The organism is Janthinobacterium sp. GW822-FHT07H10 (assembly GCF_058798675.1).
On sequence record NZ_JBXAKS010000003.1, the window covers coordinates 532,433 to 553,918 of the forward strand.

Annotated in this window: 20 protein-coding genes; 12 read left to right on the plus strand and 8 right to left on the minus strand. The window is 64.5% G+C overall.

The window, feature by feature from the left end:
* Positions 1 to 506 precede the first annotated feature (506 nt).
* Positions 507 to 980, minus strand: coding sequence for an Lrp/AsnC family transcriptional regulator (locus tag AC1RDJ_RS10190; protein ID WP_071325935.1), 474 nt, complete (start codon positions 978 to 980; stop codon positions 507 to 509).
* A gap of 161 nt (positions 981 to 1,141) precedes the next feature.
* On the opposite strand from AC1RDJ_RS10190, the gene glmS reads away from it, so the two are divergent.
* Positions 1,142 to 2,971, plus strand: coding sequence for a glutamine--fructose-6-phosphate transaminase (isomerizing) (gene glmS, locus AC1RDJ_RS10195; RefSeq protein WP_071325936.1), 1,830 nt, complete (start codon positions 1,142 to 1,144; stop codon positions 2,969 to 2,971).
* Between the two features lie 199 nt (positions 2,972 to 3,170).
* Here glmS and AC1RDJ_RS10200 read toward each other — a convergent pair whose 3' ends face one another.
* Positions 3,171 to 4,040 (minus strand): methylenetetrahydrofolate reductase, encoded by an 870-nt coding sequence (locus tag AC1RDJ_RS10200; protein WP_493027348.1) that lies wholly within the window; start codon positions 4,038 to 4,040, stop codon positions 3,171 to 3,173.
* A gap of 10 nt (positions 4,041 to 4,050) precedes the next feature.
* Positions 4,051 to 4,956: a LysR family transcriptional regulator gene (locus tag AC1RDJ_RS10205; RefSeq protein ID WP_493027349.1), complete on the minus strand. Its 906-nt coding sequence runs from the start codon at positions 4,954 to 4,956 to the stop codon at positions 4,051 to 4,053.
* A 128-nt stretch (positions 4,957 to 5,084) separates the two neighbouring features.
* On the opposite strand from AC1RDJ_RS10205, the gene msuE reads away from it, so the two are divergent.
* The 5 genes from msuE (at position 5,085) to AC1RDJ_RS10230 (ending at position 11,033) form a co-directional block, all read left to right on the plus strand.
* Positions 5,085 to 5,666 (plus strand): FMN reductase, encoded by a 582-nt coding sequence (gene msuE / locus AC1RDJ_RS10210; RefSeq protein ID WP_289888005.1) that lies wholly within the window; start codon positions 5,085 to 5,087, stop codon positions 5,664 to 5,666.
* Between the two features lie 70 nt (positions 5,667 to 5,736).
* A complete protein-coding gene (locus AC1RDJ_RS10215; RefSeq protein ID WP_071325940.1) occupies positions 5,737 to 6,714 on the plus strand; it encodes a DUF1852 domain-containing protein in 978 nt (325 codons plus the stop codon).
* A 26-nt stretch (positions 6,715 to 6,740) separates the two neighbouring features.
* On the plus strand, positions 6,741 to 7,769 hold the full coding sequence (locus AC1RDJ_RS10220; protein WP_493027350.1) for a methionine synthase: 1,029 nt from the start codon (positions 6,741 to 6,743) through the stop codon (positions 7,767 to 7,769).
* A gap of 184 nt (positions 7,770 to 7,953) precedes the next feature.
* Positions 7,954 to 8,352 carry a VOC family protein gene (locus AC1RDJ_RS10225; RefSeq protein ID WP_071325942.1) on the plus strand — a complete coding sequence of 133 codons (399 nt, stop codon included), beginning with the start codon at positions 7,954 to 7,956 and terminating at the stop codon, positions 8,350 to 8,352.
* 209 nt (positions 8,353 to 8,561) lie between these two features.
* Positions 8,562 to 11,033 carry a DUF3772 domain-containing protein gene (locus AC1RDJ_RS10230; RefSeq protein ID WP_493027351.1) on the plus strand — a complete coding sequence of 824 codons (2,472 nt, stop codon included), beginning with the start codon at positions 8,562 to 8,564 and terminating at the stop codon, positions 11,031 to 11,033.
* On the opposite strand, the gene AC1RDJ_RS10235 is transcribed toward AC1RDJ_RS10230, so the two are convergent.
* The gene (locus AC1RDJ_RS10235; protein ID WP_493027352.1) at positions 11,030 to 11,518 is read right to left on the minus strand and encodes a DUF2938 domain-containing protein; all 489 of its coding nucleotides are present in this window, start codon (positions 11,516 to 11,518) and stop codon (positions 11,030 to 11,032) included. The two genes, AC1RDJ_RS10230 and AC1RDJ_RS10235, sit on opposite strands and share 4 nt — an antisense overlap.
* A gap of 63 nt (positions 11,519 to 11,581) precedes the next feature.
* On the opposite strand from AC1RDJ_RS10235, the gene AC1RDJ_RS10240 reads away from it, so the two are divergent.
* The 4 genes from AC1RDJ_RS10240 (at position 11,582) to AC1RDJ_RS10255 (ending at position 15,601) form a co-directional block, all read left to right on the plus strand.
* On the plus strand, positions 11,582 to 12,226 hold the full coding sequence (locus tag AC1RDJ_RS10240) for an ArsR/SmtB family transcription factor (protein ID WP_493027353.1): 645 nt from the start codon (positions 11,582 to 11,584) through the stop codon (positions 12,224 to 12,226).
* The gene (locus AC1RDJ_RS10245; RefSeq protein ID WP_493027354.1) at positions 12,226 to 12,738 is read left to right on the plus strand and encodes a ClbS/DfsB family four-helix bundle protein; all 513 of its coding nucleotides are present in this window, start codon (positions 12,226 to 12,228) and stop codon (positions 12,736 to 12,738) included. The genes AC1RDJ_RS10240 and AC1RDJ_RS10245 overlap by 1 nt, the downstream gene beginning before the upstream one ends.
* A gap of 95 nt (positions 12,739 to 12,833) precedes the next feature.
* Positions 12,834 to 14,549 carry an NAD+ synthase gene (locus AC1RDJ_RS10250; RefSeq protein ID WP_493027355.1) on the plus strand — a complete coding sequence of 572 codons (1,716 nt, stop codon included), beginning with the start codon at positions 12,834 to 12,836 and terminating at the stop codon, positions 14,547 to 14,549.
* Positions 14,546 to 15,601 carry a bifunctional nicotinamide-nucleotide adenylyltransferase/Nudix hydroxylase gene (locus AC1RDJ_RS10255; protein ID WP_493027356.1) on the plus strand — a complete coding sequence of 352 codons (1,056 nt, stop codon included), beginning with the start codon at positions 14,546 to 14,548 and terminating at the stop codon, positions 15,599 to 15,601. The genes AC1RDJ_RS10250 and AC1RDJ_RS10255 overlap by 4 nt, the downstream gene beginning before the upstream one ends.
* A 48-nt stretch (positions 15,602 to 15,649) precedes the next feature.
* Here the strand turns inward: AC1RDJ_RS10255 and AC1RDJ_RS10260 are convergent, their stop codons facing one another.
* The gene (locus AC1RDJ_RS10260) at positions 15,650 to 16,486 is read right to left on the minus strand and encodes a hypothetical protein (RefSeq protein ID WP_493027357.1); all 837 of its coding nucleotides are present in this window, start codon (positions 16,484 to 16,486) and stop codon (positions 15,650 to 15,652) included.
* Positions 16,487 to 16,625: 139 nt separating this feature from the next.
* Entirely contained in the window at positions 16,626 to 17,528 is a 903-nt protein-coding gene (locus AC1RDJ_RS10265; RefSeq protein WP_071325948.1) for a LysR family transcriptional regulator, read from the minus strand.
* A gap of 127 nt (positions 17,529 to 17,655) precedes the next feature.
* Here AC1RDJ_RS10265 and AC1RDJ_RS10270 point away from each other — a divergent pair, with 127 nt between their 5' ends.
* A complete protein-coding gene (locus AC1RDJ_RS10270) occupies positions 17,656 to 19,077 on the plus strand; it encodes an MFS transporter (RefSeq protein ID WP_493027358.1) in 1,422 nt (473 codons plus the stop codon).
* A complete protein-coding gene (locus AC1RDJ_RS10275) occupies positions 19,074 to 19,484 on the plus strand; it encodes a DUF4440 domain-containing protein (RefSeq protein ID WP_493027359.1) in 411 nt (136 codons plus the stop codon). Before AC1RDJ_RS10270 ends, AC1RDJ_RS10275 begins: the two co-directional genes overlap by 4 nt.
* A 1-nt stretch (position 19,485) precedes the next feature.
* On the opposite strand, the gene AC1RDJ_RS10280 is transcribed toward AC1RDJ_RS10275, so the two are convergent.
* Complete coding sequence (locus tag AC1RDJ_RS10280; RefSeq protein WP_071325951.1) at positions 19,486 to 20,061, minus strand: DUF1349 domain-containing protein; 576 nt, start codon at positions 20,059 to 20,061, stop codon at positions 19,486 to 19,488.
* Between the two features lie 25 nt (positions 20,062 to 20,086).
* On the minus strand, positions 20,087 to 21,478 hold the full coding sequence (locus tag AC1RDJ_RS10285; RefSeq protein WP_493027360.1) for an efflux transporter outer membrane subunit: 1,392 nt from the start codon (positions 21,476 to 21,478) through the stop codon (positions 20,087 to 20,089).
* Positions 21,479 to 21,486 lie beyond the last annotated feature (8 nt).

Here is a 21,486-nt window from a genome sequence, read left to right on the forward strand (position 1 = left end):
GCTGTTCTTTTCAGTGTGGATAAACATGTGAACAAGCAGGCGGACAAGTGATGGATAAACCCGGTATAAGCCTTGTATAAGCACGGTAAAAAGCGTGGAAAAGACGGGATAAGTTTTTCCGCCGGTTACGCCTCCGGCGCTTGATGGCTGTGACGGGCCAGCGTAAAAATAGGCCGCTCAATATGTCGCGCCGGAATGTGGATAAGCCTATGCGCAAGGATTGAATAAGCATGGAATAGCTTTCAAGTCCTTGTTTTTGATGGCTATTTTATCGCAGTGCTCAAGTTGTTCCTGTGGGTAAAACTGTGCACAAGCATGTGGCTAACTGGTGGGCAAGCTGCGGATAAGTCGGGATAACTGCTACGGCCAGTGTTATCCACGGATTCTTGAAGCCATCCGTTCGTGGCTTGCCATCGTCACGCCTGGCAGGAAGGCGCCGGCGGCATGTGGATAACCATGTGCATAAGCGGGAGAGCAAGTCGGGATAACTTGCCAGCCACCCTCGCCTACACGGCGATGCGCGTCTCGAACTTGCTGCGCAAGGTGGAAAAATAGGTTTTTACGTTGCGCACATTGGCGTGCGCGGCAAACAGGCGGTGCGCCAGCGCATGGTAGGCGGGCATGTCGGCCACTTGCACGATCAGCACGAAATCGGGCCCGGGCGAGACGCGGTAGCATTGCAGCACGGCGCTCTCCTGCGCCACCAGCTGTTCAAATTCGCCCATGCGTTCGAAGGCCTGCACGTCGAGCGTGATTTCCACGACGGCCGTCAGGCGCGCGCCCACCAATTCCGGCGCGACGATGGCGACCTGGCGCTCGATCACGCCGCTGTCCGTCAGCTGCTTGACCCTGCGCAAGCAAGTGGGCGCCGACACATGCACCAGGCGTGCCAGCTCACTGTTGGTTTGCGATGCGTCAACTTGCAGGGCGTTCAGGATGCGACGATCAATATCGTCGAGGGTAATATTGCTATCGCTCATGGCTTTGATGAAATGGAAAAGAAATTGATTTTAAATGAAATAATATTTCATCGTGAAATAGGCGTGAAATATTCGATCAAAAATACCATGATTTAGAAAGCATATTTCATCTTCTCTGCATTAGCATGCGTGCATTGATTAAATTTTAGACAGAGGTTTCCATGTGCGGCATCGTCGGCGCGGTAGCGCAACGTAATATCACTCCCATCCTGCTCGAAGGCTTGAAGCGCCTGGAATACCGCGGCTATGATTCCTGCGGCATCGCCCTGCACGCGGACGGCCGCCTGCAGCGTTCGCGTTCCACCTCGCGCGTGGCCGAACTGGAAAAGCAGATCGGCGAAGAAGGCTTGGGCGGTTTCACGGGCATCGCCCACACGCGCTGGGCCACGCATGGCGCCCCTGTCTCGTTCAATGCGCACCCGCATTTCTCGCCGACGGAAGAAAACGCCCGCGTGGCGCTGGTGCATAACGGCATCATTGAAAACCACGACGAACTGCGCGCCGAACTGACGGCCCTGGGTTATGTGTTCCAGAGTCAGACGGATACGGAAGTGATCGCCCACCTGGTCGAGCACATGTATAACGGCGACCTGTTCGAGACCGTGCAGCAAGCCGTGAAACGCCTCGATGGCGCGTATGCGATTGCCGTCTTCTGCCGCGATGAACCGCACCGCGTGGTCGCCGCGCGCCAGGGCTCGCCCCTGATCGTCGGCCTGGGCAACGGTGAAAACTTTGTCGCTTCCGACGCCATGGCGCTGGCCGGCACGACCGACCAGATCATCTACCTGGAAGAGGGCGACGTGGTCGACCTGCAGCTGTCGCGCTGCTGGATCGTCGACGTCGATGGCAAGCCTGTCGAGCGCGAAGTGAAAACCGTGCACGCACACACGGGCGCAGCCGAGCTGGGCCCGTACCGCCACTACATGCAGAAGGAAATCTTCGAGCAGCCGCGCGCCATCGGCGACACGCTCGAAGGCGTGACGGGCATCATGCCGGAACTGTTCGGCGACGACGCGTACAAAATCTTCAAGCAGATCGACCGCGTGCTGATCCTTGCTTGCGGCACCAGCTCGTATGCGGGCATGACGGCCAAGTACTGGATCGAAGCCATCGCCAAGGTGCCCGTCAGCGTGGAAGTGGCCAGCGAGTACCGCTACCGCGACAGCGTGCCGAATCCGAACACCCTGGTGGTGACGATTTCGCAAAGCGGCGAGACGGCCGATACCCTGGCCGCCCTGAAACATGCGCGCAGCTTGGGCATGCACCACACCCTGACCATCTGCAACGTGGCCACCAGCGCCATGGTGCGCGAATGCGCGCTGGCCTACATCACGCGCGCCGGCGTGGAAGTGGGCGTGGCCTCGACCAAGGCGTTCACGACGCAGCTGGCCGGCCTGTTCCTGCTGACCCTGTGCCTGGCGCAAGTCAACGGCCGCCTCAGCGACGAACAGGAAGCGGCGCACCTGAAAGCCATGCGCCACCTGCCCGTCGCCATCGCGTCCGTGCTGGCGCTGGAGCCGCAGATCATCGCCTGGTCCGAGGAATTCGCGCGCAAGGAAAACGCCCTCTTCCTGGGTCGCGGCATGCACTATCCGATCGCCCTGGAAGGCGCGTTAAAGCTCAAGGAAATCTCGTACATCCACGCCGAAGCGTATCCGGCCGGCGAACTGAAACACGGCCCGCTGGCCCTGGTGACGAATGAAATGCCGGTCGTCACCATCGCGCCGAACGATGCGCTGATCGAAAAGCTGAAGTCGAACATGCAGGAAGTCCGCGCCCGCGGCGGCCAGCTGTACGTCTTTGCCGACGTCGATTCGCACATCAGCTCCGGCGAAGGCTTGCACGTCATCCGCCTGCCCGAGCACTACGGCGACCTGTCGCCGATCCTGCACGTGGTGGCGCTGCAATTGCTGGCGTATCACACGGCGCTGGCGCGCGGCACGGACGTGGACAAGCCACGCAATCTGGCGAAGTCGGTCACGGTGGAGTAAGCGGGCCGGATTGCGCCTGTCGCTGGCGGCGCCATGTCGCCGGCGAGGCGTTCGTCACACCGGCAGGTCCCCCGGCAGGCCATCCTGGTTTTTTCGTTTCCGGAGGCGAATGCCGGGATAGGCGTGCCGTCCTGCCGTCACGTGGCGTCGTATTCATGCGTCAGGCATCGACCAGTGGCCTACGCATGCGCTGTGATGTTCAAGGGGCGGGGGCGATGCGGGAACGGTACTGCTCTATCCACTTCACGGATTGGGCGATGCCTCCAAATGGAAAGAAATGCAGGCTGACCTGTCCATGCGCTGTTGTCAGGCCGGCGGCCAGGCGCTCGACAAAAAGATCCGGCCCTGCCGTGCCGAACAGCTTGCCGATGGAGATGCCGTACTTGGACCACATCGATGCGCAGGCGCTCACGCCGCACAAGGCGGCATAGCGCGCCAGCACCGCGATGCTGGCGGGGCCCGGCACGCCGACGCGCACCGGATGCGCAATGCCACGCGCGCGCAGCGCTTGCAACCACGTCAACACGATGTCGGCATCAAAGGCAAACTGCGTGACGATCAAGGGCGTCATGCCGCGCTCGTCAATGCTGCGGCACTTGCGTTCGAGCACTTCCCACTGAGCGGCCGTGTTCATGACCGGATGGCCTTCCGGGTGACCACCCACGCCGATCACCTTGATGCCCGCGCGCTCGAAAACGCCGGTGTCGATCAGCGCGGCACTGTCGGAAAACGGTCCCATCGGGGTCGACGGGTCTCCAGCGATCACGAAGCAGCGCTCGACGCCGGCTTCCGCGACCGCGCGCTGGACGAAGGAATCAAACGCGGCGAGCGAGGCGATACGACGTGCGGAAAAGTGCGGCATGGGCTCGAAGCCGAGGGTGCGCACGATGCGGGCCGCGGCCAGTCGCGCGGCGTCATCCTCGCGTGGCAGGTAGGGAATGGCAATGGTCGACGCGGGCACTATCCGGGACGCCGCCGCGCTCAACGCCGGCATGTCCTTCGCACTGACTTCCAGGGAATAGGCGTGCGCGATGTTGCTGGCCGGCCTGGGCTTATCGGGATCAATCACGGGTTTTACCTTAGCTTCCCTGCGCAATGGCGTTGGCAGGCTGGCGCGCCAGCGCGATGAAGGCCCGCACGTAGTCGATGGCGGTGTCCGTCTCGCGTGCCCCCAGGAAGATTTGCTTGGCGACGCCGCGCGCGCCCAGCCGCACAGGCACCACGTCCATCTTGACCGCGTATTCCTCGACCAGCCAGCGCGGCAGGGCGGCCACGCCGCGACCGCTGGCCACCATCTGCAGCATGATGTCGGTGGTTTCGATGGCCTTGTGGCGCTTGGGCGTGACCCCGGCCGGCAACAGGAACTGGTTATAGATGTCCAGGCGCTCGATGTCCACGGGGTAGCTGATGAGCACTTCCCGGGTCAGTTGCTGGGGCTGCACATAGGCCGCGGTCGCCAGGGCATGGCCCTTGGCCACGACGAGCACCTGCTCGTAGTCGAACACGGGTTCGAATGTCAGCCCCGGCTTGTACAGCGGGTCGGGCGTGACCAGCAGGTCGATTTCGTAGCCGAAGAGCGCGCCGATCCCGCCGAACTGGAACTTCTGCTTGACGTCCACATCCACGTCGGGCCATGCGGCCAGATAGGGGGACACCACCTTGAGCAGCCACTGGTAGCAAGGGTGGCATTCCATGCCGATGCGCAGCGCGCCGCGCTCGCCCTGCGCGAACTGGCCCAGGCGCTCTTCGGCCAGGTCCAGTTGCGGCAGCACCCGGTTCGCCACCGCCAGCAGGTACTGGCCGGCCTGCGTCAGGCGCAGGCTGCGCCCTTCGCGCAGCCAGACGTCGGTGCCCAGTTGCTGTTCCAGCTTCTTCATGCTGTGGCTCAGGGCCGACTGGGTCAGGTTCAGCACACCCGCGGCGGCCGTCAAGGACCCTTGTTTCTCGACCTGCTGGACGATGCTGAGGTGGATGCGTTCAAGCATTGAGATGAGCCATGTTCATGGATGTATGAAATAAGACCATTATACTTCATGGATGCCCACCGCTATCATCGATGCCCTTGCTGCCGGCATTTTTCGGCCCTCGCGCATCACTCCCTATGAAAGCAAACATGACACGTCCCCTGCGTTTAGTCGCGGTTTCCGGCGGGCTGCAACGCCCTTCCAAGGCTGCAGCCCTGGCAGAGCACCTGATGGACCTGATCGCCGACGAAGTCCTGTGCGAACAACGCCTGGTCGAACTGGGGCAGCTCGCGCCGCAGCTGGCCGGCGCGGTGTGGCGCTCCCAGCTCCCCGATACGGTGGAGCGGGAACTTGCGGCGGTTGAGCAAGCGGACATCCTGGTGGTGGCAACACCGGTCTACCGCGGCGCGTACACGGGACTGTTCAAGCACTTCTTCGACTTCATTGATCAGGATGCCTTGATCGACAAGCCGGTCTTGCTGGCGGCCACCGGCGGCAGCGAGCGCCATGCGCTGATGATCGATCACCAGTTGCGGCCGCTGTTCAGCTTCTTCCAGGCACGCACCTTGCCGCTGGGCGTGTACGCGACCGACAAGGATTTCCTCGACTATCGCCTGCAGGACGAGGCCCTGATCCAGCGGGCCACGCTGGCGGTCCAGCGGGCATTGCCATTGATCGAGTTGACGCGCCATGCAAGAGCTGCCGCCGCCAAGGAAGCGGTCGCGGCCTGATACGCCTCACCACGCTCACCAAGCACTCAACACATTCATCATTTCGCAGACATCAGGACAGCAGATCACCATGAGCAAAGATTTTTCATTCAGCATCAAGAGCATTGTTTTCGATGAAAACTATCACCCATCGGACAGCACGCGCCTGACGACCAACTTTGCCAATTTGGCCAGGGGAAAGAGTCGCCAGGAGAACCTGCGCAATACCCTGAGGATGATAGACAATCGCTTCAACAGCCTGGCGCATTGGGATAATCCGACAGGCGACCGCTACGCTGTCGAGCTTGAAATCATTTCCGTCGAGCTCAATATCGATGCCGCAGGCGGCAATATCCCGCTGATCGAGATATTGAAGCCGAATATCATCGACAAGAAAACCAACGAACGTATCGATGGCATCGCGGGCAATAACTTCTCCTCGTACGTGCGCGATTACGACTTCAGCGTGCTGCTGCCAGCGCATAACAATAACAAGTCCACCTTTGACGCGCCTGACAATTTCGGCGATTTTCATGGAAAGCTGTTCAAGCACTTTGTAAAGTCACCCGCTTACAAGGAGCGTTTCAACAAGCCGCCCGTCATCTGCATCAGCGCCTCAAGCAGCAAGACCTATCATCGGACTGAAAACCAGCACCCGGTACTGGGCGTCGAGTATCGACAAAATGAATTTTCCCCGACCGATCAATATTTCGAAAAAATGGGGCTGCAAGTCCGCTATTTCATGCCGCCAAACAGTTTCGCACCGTTGGCTTTTTACTTTGTCGGCGACTTGCTCGGTGACTACACCAATCTTGAGCTGATCGGCACCATCAGCACGATGGAAACCTTCCAAAAGATTTACCGGCCCGAGATTTACAACGCCAATTCCGTGGCGGGGAAATGCTATCAGCCTAGCCTGAAGAACCAGGATTATTCATTGACGCAAATTGTCTATGACCGCGAAGAGCGCAGCCAGCTGGCTGTCAAGCAGGGCAAATATACAGAAGAGCACTTCATCAAGCCATACAAGCATATTCTTGAACAATGGGCCGCGAATTACGCTGTCTGATTCACCAACATACGAAATTATCTATCATGAAAAAATTATTGCCTACTTCGACTGCCGGCAGCTTGCCGAAACCTTCCTGGCTTGCCCAGCCTGAAAAACTGTGGTCGCCCTGGAAATTACAGGACGAGGAATTGATTGAAGGCAAACAGGATGCCTTGCGTTTGTCGCTGCAGGAACAGCAGCACGCAGGCATCGATATCGTCAGTGATGGCGAGCAGACCCGCCAGCATTTTGTCACCACGTTCATCGAGCATCTCGACGGCGTCGACTTTGACAAACGCGAGACGGTCAGAATTCGCGACCGCTATGATGCGAGTGTGCCGACCGTCGTTGGCGCGGTGAGCCGCCCGAAGCCGGTTTTTGTGGAAGACGCCAGGTTTTTACGCCAGCAAACCACGCAACCGATCAAATGGGCCCTGCCAGGTCCGATGACGATGATCGATACGCTGTATGACAGCCACTACAAGAGCCGCGAAAAACTGGCCTGGGAATTCGCCAAGATCCTGAATCAGGAAGCCAGGGAACTGGAGGCTGCCGGCGTCGACATCATCCAGTTTGACGAACCCGCATTCAATGTTTTCTTTGACGAGGTCAATGATTGGGGCATTGCCACCCTGGAAAGGGCGATTGAAGGGCTCAAATGCGAAACGGCCGTGCATATTTGCTATGGTTACGGTATCAAGGCCAATACGGACTGGAAAAATACGCTGGGCTCCGAGTGGCGCCAATATGAGGAATCGTTCCCCAAGCTGCAGCAATCCAGTATCGATATCATCTCGCTGGAATGCCACAACTCGCGTGTTCCAATCGACCTGATTGAACTCATACGCGGCAAGAAAGTGATGGTCGGGGCCATTGACGTGGCATCCAATACCATTGAAACGCCGGAGGAAGTCGCCAACACCCTGCGCAAGGCGCTGCGGTTTGTCGATGCCGACAAGCTCTACCCGAGCACCAACTGCGGCATGGCACCCCTGGCTCGCAGCGTCGCAAGAGGCAAACTGCATGCGCTCAGCGCCGGCGCAGAAATCATCCGCGGAGAACTTGCGGCCTAGCAGGCGGGTGAAATACCGGATGGATAGACAGATATCGTCGATTTATCGCATCGAACGCCGACCTTTGCGGGTCGGCGTTTCTGTTTCTGCACGCATGCCGCCCTGCCTGCTGTACGCTGAGCACTGCGGCTGACGGGCCGCCCCCGATGCCGGCGCTGATCACCTTCAACCCAGGAGTATTGCCATGCTGGACCATATCTTTCTTTCCGTGAGCGACTTGTCCCGTTCGATTGCTTTCTATACAGCCACATTCCAGCCGCTGGGCATTACCGTCCGGCACGACTATGACGGCAAGGATGGCCCGCCCGGCCACCCGGATCTGAAGGGCTTCGGCGCCAAGGGGCGCATCTTTTTCTGGCTGCGCGAGGGTATCGTGGAGGGGCGGGCCGTGCATGTGGGCCTGGTGGCGGGCAGCATGGCCGACGTCGACGCCGCGTATGCCGCTGCCATGGCGGCCGGCGCCACGGACAATGGCGCGCCGGGCGCGCGCCTGCATTACGATCCGCGCTATTACGCGGCCAATGTGCTCGATCCCGATGGTTACAGTCTCGAGTTCGTCTACAAAAGCTGGCAGCATCCCTGAGTGCCGTGCGGGGGCCGCCCGGCTCTCCCGCATTGCCGCACGAAAAGTTCCGCCATCCATCGCAGGAGTGCGTTAGTCTGTCGCTGTTTGCCGTACAGTTCAGCAACTCCCGTAACACCCATCGCCCCGGCGCCGGCCGCTGCAGCCGCTGTGCCCGCCGGCGTGATGCCGTCTCGCTTCCACCGTATTGACCTGGCCGATAGGACCGCATGATTTCTTTCCGTACCCCATATTTTTCTTCCGCGCGCCTGCCCTGGCGCGGCTGGCTGCTGCCGCTGCTGTTGACCCTGCTGCTGGCGTGCTCGCTATCGGCGCCGCCGGCCTGGTCCCAGCCCGTCGATGATGCCGCCACGGCCGATCAGCGCCTCGATGGCTTGCGCAAGCAGATCACGGGCATCCAGAAGGCGCTCGATGGCGAGGCCGACCTCGATGACGCGACCCTGTCGCAGATGCGGGCCGATGCGCTGGCGGCCAGCGCCGAGGCGGACAAGGTGGCCGAATCGCTCGCGCCCACCTTGTCGAGCGTGCAGGCGCGGCTGGCCGAGCTGGGCAAGCCGGTGGCGGGCAGCAAGGAAGCGCCGGACGTGGCGGCGCAGCGCAGCCAGCTGGACCGTACCAGCAGCGCGCTCGATGCGCAGGTGAAGCTGGCGCGCCTGTTGGCGGTGGAAGCGACGCAGGCCTCCGAGCAAGTGTCGACCGCGCGCCGCGCGCAATTGCAGGCGCGCCTGGGCGAGCGCACGGCGTCGATCCTGGCCGGTTCATTCTGGAAACAGCTGCATGGCGAATTGCCGCAGAATTTGCAGCGCCTGCGGGCGCTGGAGCTGGAATTGGCGAACGCGGCGCGCGCCACGCCGTGGTCGGCCTGGGGCGGCTTGCTGGCCGCCATCGTGGCCGTGATCGGCGCCAGCATCTGGGCTTCGCGCTACTTGCTGGTGGTCACGGCCACGCGCGTGCCGCACGGCCGTTTGCGCCGTTCGCTGCATGCGCTGGCCGTGCTCGTGCTGGCGCTGGCCACGCCGGGGCTGGTGGCGGAATTGCTGGCCATGGGCTTGCGCTGGGATGGCAGCCTGTCCGAGAAAACCTCGACCTTCCTCAGCAGCTTGATCGGCATCATCTGTTTTGCCGGTTTTACGGCCGGACTCGGCCACGCGCTGCTGTCGCCGCGGCGCGTCTCGTGGCGGCTGCTGCCCCTGCCCGATGCGCTGGCGCACCGCATGCGCAACTTTCCCTCCATGTTTTCCTTCATCGTCGTGCTCGTATGGGCGACGGAGCGGGTCACCATCGTCATCAATGCGGGCCTGTCGACGGCCGTGGCCGTCAATTGCATCGTCGCCCTGGTGATGAGCACGACCATCGCGTACGGCTTGATGCGCGCCGAGCGCTGCTGGCGCCAATTGCGCGAAGCCGATCCCGCCCATCTCGTCACGCCGCTATGGCTGCGCTTCGTCACGGTGCTGCTGTGGCTGGCGCTGGCGTCCAGCGTCATCAGCTTGCTGATCGGTTATGTGGCGTTCGGCAGCTTTGTCGCCAAGCAGATCGCCTGGGTCATCGTGGTGGTGTGCAGCACCTATCTGCTGACGGTGCTGGTCGACGATATCTGCATGCTGCTGGCCTCCACGCCGCCGCCGGCGGACGCTGTCAATCCCGTGCTGGCCACGCCCAAGGCGCGCGACCAGGCGGCCGTGCTGCTGTCGGGCATAGGCCGCGCCATCGTCGTGCTGCTGGCGCTGATGCTGCTGCTGGCGCCGTTCGGCGAAGGGCCGGGAGAACTGTTCCAGCGCGTCGGCAAGCTGCAGGATGGCCTGGCCATCGGCGAGGTGGCGATCCGCCCTGCCGCCATGATCCAGGCGCTGCTGGTGCTGGTGGTGGGTTTCATCGCGCTGGGCCTGTTCAAGCGCTGGTTGCAGAACAGCTACTTGCCGACCACCAATCTCGATTCCGGCATGCAAGTGTCGTTCATCACCCTGTTCGGCTATATCGGCGGCGTGCTGGCCGTGGCGCTGGCCCTGTCGGCGGCCGGCATCGGCCTGGAACGCATCGCGTGGGTGGCGTCGGCCTTGTCGGTGGGTATCGGTTTTGGTCTGCAGGCGGTGGTGCAGAACTTCGTGTCCGGCCTGATCCTGCTGGCCGAGCGCCCCGTGAAGGTGGGCGACTGGGTCTCCCTGGGCGGCGTGGAAGGCGATATCCGCCGCATCAATGTGCGCGCCACGGAAATCCAGCTGGGCGACCGCTCGACGGTGATCGTGCCGAACTCGGAATTCATCACCAAGACGGTGCGCAACGTGACCCTGGCCAATCCGCTGGGCCTGGTGCAACTGAAATTGCCGCTGCCCCTGTCTACGGATGCGGACGAGGCGCGCGCGCTGATCCTGGCCGTCTTTGTCGACAATCACGAGGTGCTGGACACGCCGGCGCCCAGCGTGCAGCTCGACGGCATCGACAATGGCTACCTGATGTTCAACGCCACCGGCTATGTGGCTTCGCCGCGCCTCGCGTATGGCGTGCGCAGCAATCTGCTGTTCGACCTGCTCAAGCGCCTGCACGCGGCGAATATGCCGATTTCCAAGCCCAGCACGATGGTGCTGAGCAGCGTGCCAGCCCAGCCCGAGGCGCCGCCCATCTCGGCGGTGGCGGCGGCCCCGGCGGCCGCACCGGCACCGGTGCCGCCCCTGACGACTTAACGCACGGTCGACCACAGCAGGGCCGCCAGGTACAGGCCGACGCCGAACGCCGCGTGGGCCATCAGGCTGCGCAGGCGGGCCGCGTTCGGATGCGGCGTCTTGCTGGCGGCAACGCCGGCGCCCAGGGCCGGCTGCAGGATGCAAAACGGCGCGGCCACGCTGACGAGGCCCGCCAGCAGGGCCGGCGCGAACGTCGGCTGCGCCGCCCACTCCTGTCCCACCAGCGCCAGCAGCACGGCCGCGAACAGCACGCCGATCGCATAGTGAAACGTCCAGCCCAGGATGGCCTCGTCGCGCACGGGCGCCGCCTGGGCGATATTGACGTGGGTCAAGGTGCCGCGCGGCAGATGGCCGAGCCAGCGTCCCACCATCGCAAAGTTCAGCGAGGGAATGCACCAGAAGCGTTTCAGGGCCACGGCCCACACATCCATCACCGCCGTCGCGCCCACGCCGATCGCCAGCGCATCTTGCCATTGTATTTGCATCGACTCTTCCTTATAACATTCAATTAATTGATTGAATGTTATAAGGGTGCTAGCATCGTGTCAATGAAAAATGCAGATATCGATGGCCTCACCGGCCCCGCCAGCTTTGCCCATATTTTAGGCAGCGCACCGCGCTTGCGCCTGCTCGAGCAAGTCGCGCATGGCGAATATGCGGTGGAACAACTGGTGGAATTGACGGGCCTGTCCGTGGCGAACGCGTCGCAGCATTTGCAGCAGCTGCGGCGTGCCGGTTTCGTGCTGGCGCGCCGCGACGGCAAGCGCGTGCTGTACCGGCTTGGCAGCGGGCCCATCGTCCAGCTGCTCGATGCCTTGCACCTGTATGCGCAGCACCAGCGCAGCGAACTGCAGGCGCTGGGCCGGGGCGACCATGTGGAAGCGATCACGGGCGACGAATTGCTGGCGCGCATGCACGAGGCCAGCATCACCGTGCTCGACGTGCGTCCGGCGCGGGAATTCGCGGCCGGCCACTTGCCCGGTGCGATCAATATTCCCTTTGACGACTTGCAGCGCCGCCTGGCCGAATTGCCAGCGAACCAGGACATCGCCGCGTACTGCCGCGGCCCGTATTGCGTGCTGTCCGTGCAGGCGGTGGCGGCCCTGCGCCAGCATGGCTTGCACGTGCGCCGCCTCGACAGCGGCTACGACGACTGGCACGCGGCCGGCTTGCCGGTGGCCGGGGCGGCGTGATGGCGATCCCCAACAGCAAGCGGGAACTGGTCGAGGCCATCACCACCAGCTACGCCAGGCTGGCGCAGGAGCTGGCGCGGGTGCCGCCGGCGCTGGCGCGCGTACCCGTGCTGGAGGGGCAGGTGCAGGGCACGCGCATGAGCGTGTGCGATTTGCTCGCCTACCTGGTGGGCTGGAACGAGCTGGTCCTGCATTGGCACGCCCAGCTGCGCGATGGCAAACGCATGGACGAGATCGCCTTTCCCGCCGAAGGTTTCACGTGGAACGCTCTGGGAAAACTGGCGCAGCGCTTCTATGCCGACTATGATGAACTCGGCATGGAAGATTTGCAGCAGCGCCTGGCGCAGGCGAAAGACCGGCTGCTGGCGCTGATCGAGCAGCATGACGATGCGCAACTGTATGGCCAACCCTGGTACACGCATTACACGATGGGGCGCATGATCCAGTTCAATACGGCGTCGCCGTATGCGAATGCGCGCACGCGCTTGCGGGCCTGGTTGAAGACCTTGTAGCAAGCGGACCGGCAGGCTTGCACGATTGCATCAGTACGCTCAGGAAAATTTCAGGCAGGATAGTGGTTTCAAGCGCAACCGACTCAAGGAGCACCATGCTGACCATCGCCCTCGCCCAGATGAATCCGACCGTGGGCGATTTTGACGCCAATGTCGCCGCCATCATCGCGCGCATGGGACGCGCCAGCGGCGATGGCGCCGACCTGCTCGTGTGTCCCGAACTGTCGCTGTGCGCGTATTATCCGGGCGACCTGCTCGAGGATGCCGCCTTCCTGCAGCACATGCGGCAAGCGCTCGACACGGTGCTGCAGGCGTCCACGCGCTGGCCGGCGCTGGTCACCGTCATCGGCGCGGCGCGCCCCAATCCCGGCGTCGGCAAGCCGCTGTACAACGCCTTGCTGGCCGTGCGCGACGGGCGCATCGTGGCCGAATACTACAAGCAGCTGCTGCCCACGTATGGCATCTTCGACGAGGGACGGCATTTCGAGCCGGGTCCGCCCGGCGCCTGCACCCTCGATATCGCCGGCTGCAAGGTCGGCTTCATGATCTGCGAGGATGGCTGGAATGACGATGGCCGCGCCTACGCCGTCAACCCGTTCGACGCCCTGCATGCGGCGCATCCCGACCTGGTCGTCAGCATCAACGCCAGCCCGTCCGACATCGGCAAGCGCGCGCAGCGCCACGCCGTGTTTGGCGCCGCCTGCGCCCGCGTGCACCTGCCCTTGTTGTTCGTCAACCAGGTGGGCGGCCAGGATCAGCTGGTGTTCGACGGCGCCTCGTTCGCTGTCTCGCCCGCGCTCGGCGTGCAGTACGAGGCGGCCCGCTTCGTCGAGGATTTCCAGCTGCTGCGCTTTGCCGGCGGCCGTTTTATGCGCACCGATGGCCAGCCCTTCCCCGTGCCCGACCCGGACGGCATCCCCGCCGTGGAATTTGCGCGGCGCCAGATCGTGCTCGGCTTGCGCGACTACGCGCGCCGCTGCCGTTTCACGCAAGTCGTCGTCGGCTGCTCGGGCGGCATCGATTCGGCGCTGACCCTGGCCCTGGCCGTCGAGGCGCTCGGCGCCGACAACGTGGTGGCCATCACCATGCCGTCCGTCTTTTCCAGCGCCGGCTCCGTCACCGATTCCGTCGCCCTGTGCGCCAACCTCGGCATCGCCCTCTACACGCACCCGATCCGCGACATCGTGGCCCACTATGAAACGGGCTATGCGGCGGCCTTCGATGGCAGGCTGCAGGGGCTGCCGCTGGAAAACCTGCAGGCCAGAGTGCGCGGCACGATCCTGATGGAATACTCGAATGCGTTTGGCGCCCTGCTGCTCACGACCGGCAACAAGAGCGAGATCTCGGTGGGCTACTGCACCCTGTACGGCGACACGAATGGCGGCCTGGGGCTGATCGGCGACTTGTACAAGACGGAAGTGTTCGCCCTGTCGCGCCACCTCAACGCCAGCGCCGGGCGCGAACTGATCCCCGCCGCCGTGCTCGACAAGCCGCCGTCGGCGGAACTGGCGCCGGGCCAGCGCGACACCGACAGCCTGCCGCCGTATCCCGTGCTCGATGAAATCCTCAAATGGCATATCGAGGGCAAGCGCCTGCCGGCGGCCGAGAGCGCGCAAGCGCTGTGCTTTGTCGACCAGCTGCGCGAGACGGACGACGGGCGGGCCCTCGTGACGCGCATCCTCGGCCTGGTCGCCCGCAACGAATACAAGCGGCGCCAGGCGGCGCCCATCATCCGCGTGCGTTCGCGCGCCTTTGGCAGCGGCCGTCAATTGCCGATCGCCGCCCACTATCCCACCGGAGACGACGCATGACTCTCGCCTATTCCGCCGACGCGGCCATCCTGATCGGCCGCTTCCAGCCCTTTCACAATGGCCATGCGGGCTTGCTGCAGACGGCGCTGGCCACCGCCGCCAGCGTGGTGGTGGTGCTCGGTTCCGCCTTCCATGCGCGCAGCCCGAAGAACCCGTTTACGTGGCAGGAACGGGCCGCCATGATCGCCGCCACCCTGCCCGAGGCGCAGCGCGAACGCGTGCATTACGTGGCCGTGCGCGACTATTACGACGATGGCCTGTGGGCCGATGCCGTGCGGCGCGCCGTGGCCGGCGCCGTGCCCAGGGCGCAGCGCGTGACCCTGGTGGCCTGCTTCAAGGACGCCACCAGCTACTATCTGCACCACTTCCCCCACTGGCAGCTGCTGAACCTGGAGATCGACGCCGGCGCGCCCATCGGCGCCACGGCGATCCGCAACGTGCTGTTCGAGGCCGAGGACGTGGACGTGTCGCTGAGCGCCGTGGCGCAGCTGCTGCCGGCGGCCATTAGCCACTACCTGAAGGCGTGGACCCTGTTGCCGTGGTACGCGCCGCTGGTGCTGGAATACCGCGCCATCGAGGCGTACAAGGCGCGCTGGCGCGTGGCGCCGTATCCGCCCATCTTCACCACCGTCGATGCGCTGGTGCAGACGGGCGGCCACGTGCTGCTGGTGCGCCGCGGCGGTTATCCGGGCAAGGGCTTGTGGGCGCTGCCGGGCGGCTTCCTGGAGCCGCGCGAACGCCTGCTGCAGGGCGCGCTGCGCGAACTGGCGGAAGAAACCCAGCTGGGCGTGCTGGCGCCCACCCTGGTCGAGGCGCTCGTCGGCGTGGCCGTGTTCGACCACCCGGACCGCAGCCAGCGCGGGCGCACCATCACGCATGCGCATTACTTCGACCTGAAGACGCGCCAGCTGCCGGCCGTGACGGCGGCCGACGATGCGGCGCTGGCGCAGTGGGTGCCGGTGGCCGCGCTGCCCGCCATGGAAGAGGAATTCTTCGAGGACCACTTCCACATCCTCAACCACTTCCTGAAGCTGACGCACGAGGGGCGCTGAGAGGGCACGCCCTGGCGTGCCCGTGTCGCCCTGCGCCGAGGGCAGCGCTCAGGAGGTCACGCGCTCCCAGCCATGCCTGACGGCCGCCTTGAAGTCGTCCCACGCCGATTGCGGATACGTGTGCTCCCAGTTGCTGCGCAGTTCGGGCTCCACCTGCTCCCAGCTTTGCCCGCGGTAGCTGTCGCTGCCCGCCATCGAATGGCCATAGCGGTAGGCGGGATCGTAGTCGTCGAAGCGCGCGCCGCTGGCCGCATACTGGCTGCTCCAGTGGTTGCGGTAATACTGCTCGTCGTCGTAGCTGGTGCCTGGCAGGTTGTCGGCGCCCGGGTAGCGGCGCGCGTTGGCGCCGGGGCTGGACGGCGGCGACGACGACGCCATGTCGCCGGCAAATTGCTGCGACCCTGGCGCCTCGTTCATGTTGAGGGAGGACGCGCCCTGCTGCGACGGCGCGCCGGACTGCATGCTGGCGCCCTGGCGCATCGCGCTATCGCCCTGCAGCGGGGCGCCCTGCCAGCCGCCGGCGCGCCAGCTGTCCGCATGCGCGTCGATATCGAGCGGCGCATAGCGCTCGACGATGTCGGTGGCGCGCTGGATATCGGCGTCGCTCGCTCCTTCCAGTGTCAGCACGACATGCCCGCGCCGCACGGCTTCCGCGTAGATGTGGCGGTCGGCGTGGCTGCCGAACAGATCGCCGAAGAAATGCTTGATATTGTCGAGCAGGCTGTCGCTCTCGTCGCGGCGGAGGTTTTCCGTGGCGGAAAATTCGTCGCTGCCCGCATCGTGCAGGCGGATGCTGGCGCCGGGCAGGCCAGCCGTGATCAGGTCGTGCCGCGCGCGTTCGGCCATGTCGCGCAGGACGAAAACTGCTGCCAATGTGTGTGCCATGATGGTCTCCAATCGGTGAACAACGTCCTTTCAGTGTAGGCCGTGACACACGAAATGGGCGCCCGTTTGCCCCTTGGAAATCGTTATATTCAACAAGTGTTAACGACATAACATACGCGCCGTGGCGCCACGTGGAACCTCAGTCCGGCGTGCCGACGTGGGCGCGCAGGAAATCGATGAAGGCGCGCACTTTCTCGGCAATATGCTGGGTGTTCGGATACACGGCATACACGCCCTGCTGCGGGAAGACGACGTCGGGCAACAGGCGGCGCAGGCGTCCCGCGCGCACCTCCGCTTCCACCTGCCATTGCGGCAGCAGGGCCACGCCACAGCCGCCCAGGGCAAAGCCCAGCAGGGCCGAGGCGGAGTCGGAGTGGATGGCGGCGTCGTCCTGCGCGGCGAAGGCGGCCGGGCCGTCCGGCGTCTGCACGTCCCAGCGCAGCGGCGCCGCCAGGCGGCTGTGCGCCAGCCAGCGCGCGCGCTGCAAGTCGTCCAGGGTGGCGATGCCCTTGCCGGGCAGGCTGGCCAGGTAGGCGGGCGACGCCACGGGCCAGATGGCGTAATGCTCGACGAGCGAGGCGCGGTAGCTCGAATCGTTGAGCGAACCCATGCGGATGGCCACGTCGTAGCGTCCGGAGATCAGGTCTTCATGCGACGACGACGAGGAATGCTGGATCTGCAGCTGCGGGTGGGCCGCGGCAAAGGCGATCAGCGCGGGAATCACCGTGCGGCTGCCGTACTCGACGGTGGTGGTCAGGCGCAAGGTGCCGCGCAAGCCCTGGTGGCCCTGGCGCGCCGTTTCGATGGCGCCCTGCGCTTCGCTGAGCACGCGCTGGCAATCCTCATAAAAGCGCCGCCCCACGTCCGTCAGGGCCAGGCTGCGCGTGCTGCGCGTGAGCAGCGACACGCCCAGCTCCGCCTCCAGCTGTTTCAGGTTGAAACTGACGACGGCCTTGCTCTGGCCCAGCACGGCGGCGGCGGCCGTCAGCGAGCCGGCGTCGACGATGGCGATGAAAATACCCAAACGGTCGAGACTGATCATGATGAAGAGTAAGTAGACATGCGGTTTTCAGGGCTTTGTCAAAATTTATTTGACAGTGTAATCGGGGCTGGCCCGTTACGCAAATGGCGCCGGACGCTTATGCTGGCCGTTTGCCATTCGGAGCACCATGGACTATCGCAAAAAGGTGGCGGCCATCTATCTGCTGGGGTTTTTCGTCGACCTGATCAACATGTTCATCACCAGCGTCGCCTATCCCGACATCGGCCACGCGTTTGGCGCATCGGTGACGCAGCTGGCCTGGATCAGCACGGCCTACATCGTCGGCCTGACCATCGTCATCCCCGCCAGCGCCTGGCTGGCTGCCTATTATGGCAGCAAAACCGTGTTCATGGCATCGTTGCTAACTTTTTTATGCGCCAGCATCGGCGCCGGCCTGGCGCCATCGATCGAGGCGCTGATCGTCTGGCGCTGCGTGCAGGGCCTCGGCGGCGGCCTGCTGATCCCGCTGGGGCAAAGCATGACCTACCAGCTGTACCGCCCTGCCGAGCGCCCCGGCCTGTCCTCCGTCATCATGCTGGTGGGTTTGCTGGCACCCGCCCTCTCCCCGGCCCTGGGCGGCGTCATCGTCGACAGCCTGTCGTGGCGCTGGATCTTTTACCTGAACGTGCCGTTTGCCGCGCTGGCGCTGCTGCTGGCCGCCTGCTGGCTGCGCCCGGACCCGCCGCGCGCGGCCGTGCCCCGTCTCGACGTGGCGGGCCTGGCGGCGGGCAGCCTGGCCATCGTGCTGCTGTTGCTGGGCCTGACCATGCTCGGCACGCCGGACGACGCGTTGGCAGGCGCCGGCGTGCTGGCGCTGGGCGTGGCGTGCGCGTGGGGCTATGTGCGCGGCGCGCTGCGCAAATCCTCGCCGCTGCTGAACCTGCGCCTGGCCGCCGAGCCGCTGCTGCGCATTTCCATGCTCATGTATCTGCTGGTGCCGGGCGTGTTCATGGGCGTGAGCCTGCTGGCCATGCTGTACCTGCAGGGCGTGCTGGGCATGACGGCATCGACGGCGGGCGCGCTGATGCTGCCGTGGGCGCTGGCCTCGTTCGGCGCCATTTCGCTCACTGGCAAAAGCTATCGCCACGTCGGGCCGCAGCCCCTGTTTCTCGCCGGCGCCCTGCTGCAGGCGGCGGGCATGCTGATGCTGCTGTGGGTGGGCGCGGCGGACCAGCTGTTCTGGCTGGCCGGCGCGTATGCCGTGATGGGTTTTGGCGGCGGCTTGTGCAGCAGCACGGCGCAAAGCACGGCGTTTTTGCACACGCCCGATGCGCAGCTGAGCCAGGCCAGCGCCGTGTGGAATATCAACCGCCAGCTGGGCTTTTGCCTGGGCGTGGCGCTGCTCAGCGTGCTGCTGAATGGCCTGCTGGCGGCGCATGGCATGGCCTCGCTGGAGGACCCCGCGCAGCACCTGCGCGCGGCGCGGATTTTTCACTGGTGCTTTGCCCTCGCCGCCGCGTCGTGCGTGCTGCCGCTGGCGCTGTGCATGCGTCTCGATAACCGCGCCGTTCTCGATCTTTTACATCCCCATGGAGCAAGCAAAAAATGACTGCATCGACCCCCTATTTTGACGACATCCTGTCCACGCATGTGCTGATCCGCGAGTGGCTCTCCGGCGAGGCGGCGGCAGCGGAAAACTGCACCGATTTACTCGCGCGGTTTTCCCCCGCTTTCACGTTGGTGGCGCCCGGCGGCAAGCAGCTCGACTTTGCCGGATTGACGGCATTTTTCCGCGCCGCCGGCGGCAGCCATCCGGGCCTTTCCATGCGCATCACGGACTTGCAGCTGATCCAGGAAAGCGCCGCCGGCGCCAGCGTGACTTACCGCGAGTGGCAGACGCTGCCCGGCGGTGACAACACGCAGCGCCTGTCGACCGTCGTGTATGAGAAGACAGCGGCTGGAACGCTGCTGTGGCGCCATTTGCACGAAACATGGGCAGCGCAAGCGGACGCCTGATCTAGCTCAGATCGTGCAAGTCTTTTTGCTGCGCCGGAGCGATGGAAAACCGGGAAAAAACCACTTCCAGGCCGCCGCGCTCCGGCGTGCAGCACATGGGGCCGACGAGGTAGTTGCGGGCCTCGGGAAACGGCGCCAGGCGCAGCAGCGGCCAGCGCTGGCCATCGGTCGAATACTGCACGCGGATCACGCCTTGCGCCACCGTCACGCGCAGCCAGAAACCGTCGGGCATGGCGGGCGCCACACTGACGGCCCAGTCGGATTTTTCCAGCGTCAGCACGCTGCTCAGCAGCAGCTGGCCATCGGAAAATTCGACGCCGCATTTGATCCAGTTTTCCGCATCGATGCGCACCATCAAGCCGGCCTGGTCGTACAGCGACGCATACTGCGCCGCCACGTGCAGCTGCGCCGTAAAATCGCCGTCGGTTTCGGTGCCGAAAAAGTGGCCGCTGTCGCGGATAAAGCCATACGAGGTCCTGCGCCAGAAATCCGTGTTGGCATCCGTCGTCACGCGCAATTGCGCCGCGTCGGCGGACCATGTTTCCGGTGGATTCAACCAGCTGCCTTGCGTGAACATCGCGCCCCTTTCCGAGCAAATAGAATCACATAGTGTGCCCCCATCCCAGCGCCTTGTACAGGGCGATCGCATCGATGTAGGACGCCGTTTCCGCCAGCAGCGCTTCGCGGCGGATATCGAACAGGGCGCGCTGGTTTTCCAGCACCGCCTGGTAGCTGCCGGCGCCGCCCGCGTAGCGCGTGCTGGCGATGCCGAGGGCCGCGTTGCCGTGGCGCGCCGACTGCAGCAAGGAGGCCAGGCGCGCCTGGTTTTCCGCCAGTTGCGTGACGGCGTTTTCCACCTCCTCCTGCGCCAGCAACATCGTCTTTTCATAGCGCGCCAGGGCCCCCTGCGCCTCGGCTTGCGTGCCGCGCAGGCGCGCCTTGACGCTGCCCAGGCGGAACGCCGGATAGCTGACGATGGGGGCCACCTCGACCGCGCGCGCGCCGCCGTCGAAGACGCCGCTGCCGCGCAGCGCGAAGAAGCCCAGGAAGCCGCCCAGGCTCAGGCGCGGATACAGCTCGGCCGTGGCGGCCCCCACGTCTTCGCTGGAGGCGGCCAGCAGGCGCTCGGCGCGCACCACGTCGGGGCGCCGCTTGATCAGCTGGTTGACGTCGCCCAGCGGCAGCTGGCCCGCCAGCGGCGCTTCCTGCCGTGGCGCGGTGGCCAGGGCGATGGCGCCCGGCGCCTGGCCGCTCAGCACATCGAGCCGGTACTGCGCCTGGCGCAAGCCCGCCTGCAGGGGGGGAATGGCCGCCTCGCTGCGGGCCAGGTTGGCCAGCGCATTGTGGCGTTCTTCCGGCAAGCCGCTGCCGGCGCGGATGCGCGCGTCGATCAGGGCCACCGTGTCCTGCCAGCTGCGTACCTGCGCCTGCGTCAGCGCCAGGTTTTGCTGGTAGCCCAGCGCCTCGTAGTAATTGCGCGCCACCTCGGCGGCAATCGTCAGCTGCGCCTGGCGCAAATCGGCCTGCGCCGCATCGGCGCGCGCCTGCGCCGAGCGGCTGATGTGCGCCAGGCGGCCGAACAGGTCGATCTCCCATTGCGCGTCGAAACCCACGCGCGTATTCGCAGTGGCGGCGCGGCTATCGGGGGTGTCCTGCTGCACGCTGCGCCGCCATCCCGCCTGGCCCGTCACGGCGGGCAGTTCATCGAGGCGGCGCTCGTCGAAGACGGCGCGCGCGGCCAGCAGGTTCGCCTGCGCCTGCGCGATATCGAGGTTGTGCTCCAGGGCGCTGGCGATCAGTTGCGACAGGCGCGCATCGTCAAAGAAGGTCCACCAGGCGGCGTCGCTGGCTGCCGTTTGACCGGGCGCGAATTGCGTTTGCTGCGGGCTGGCCAGATGGATGTCGGGCGTGCCCGGTGTGACGTAGGCGGGGCTGACGGCGCAGCCGGCCAGCAGCAGGGGGAAACAGGATAAAACGTAGCGGATGTTTTTCATATGGGTTC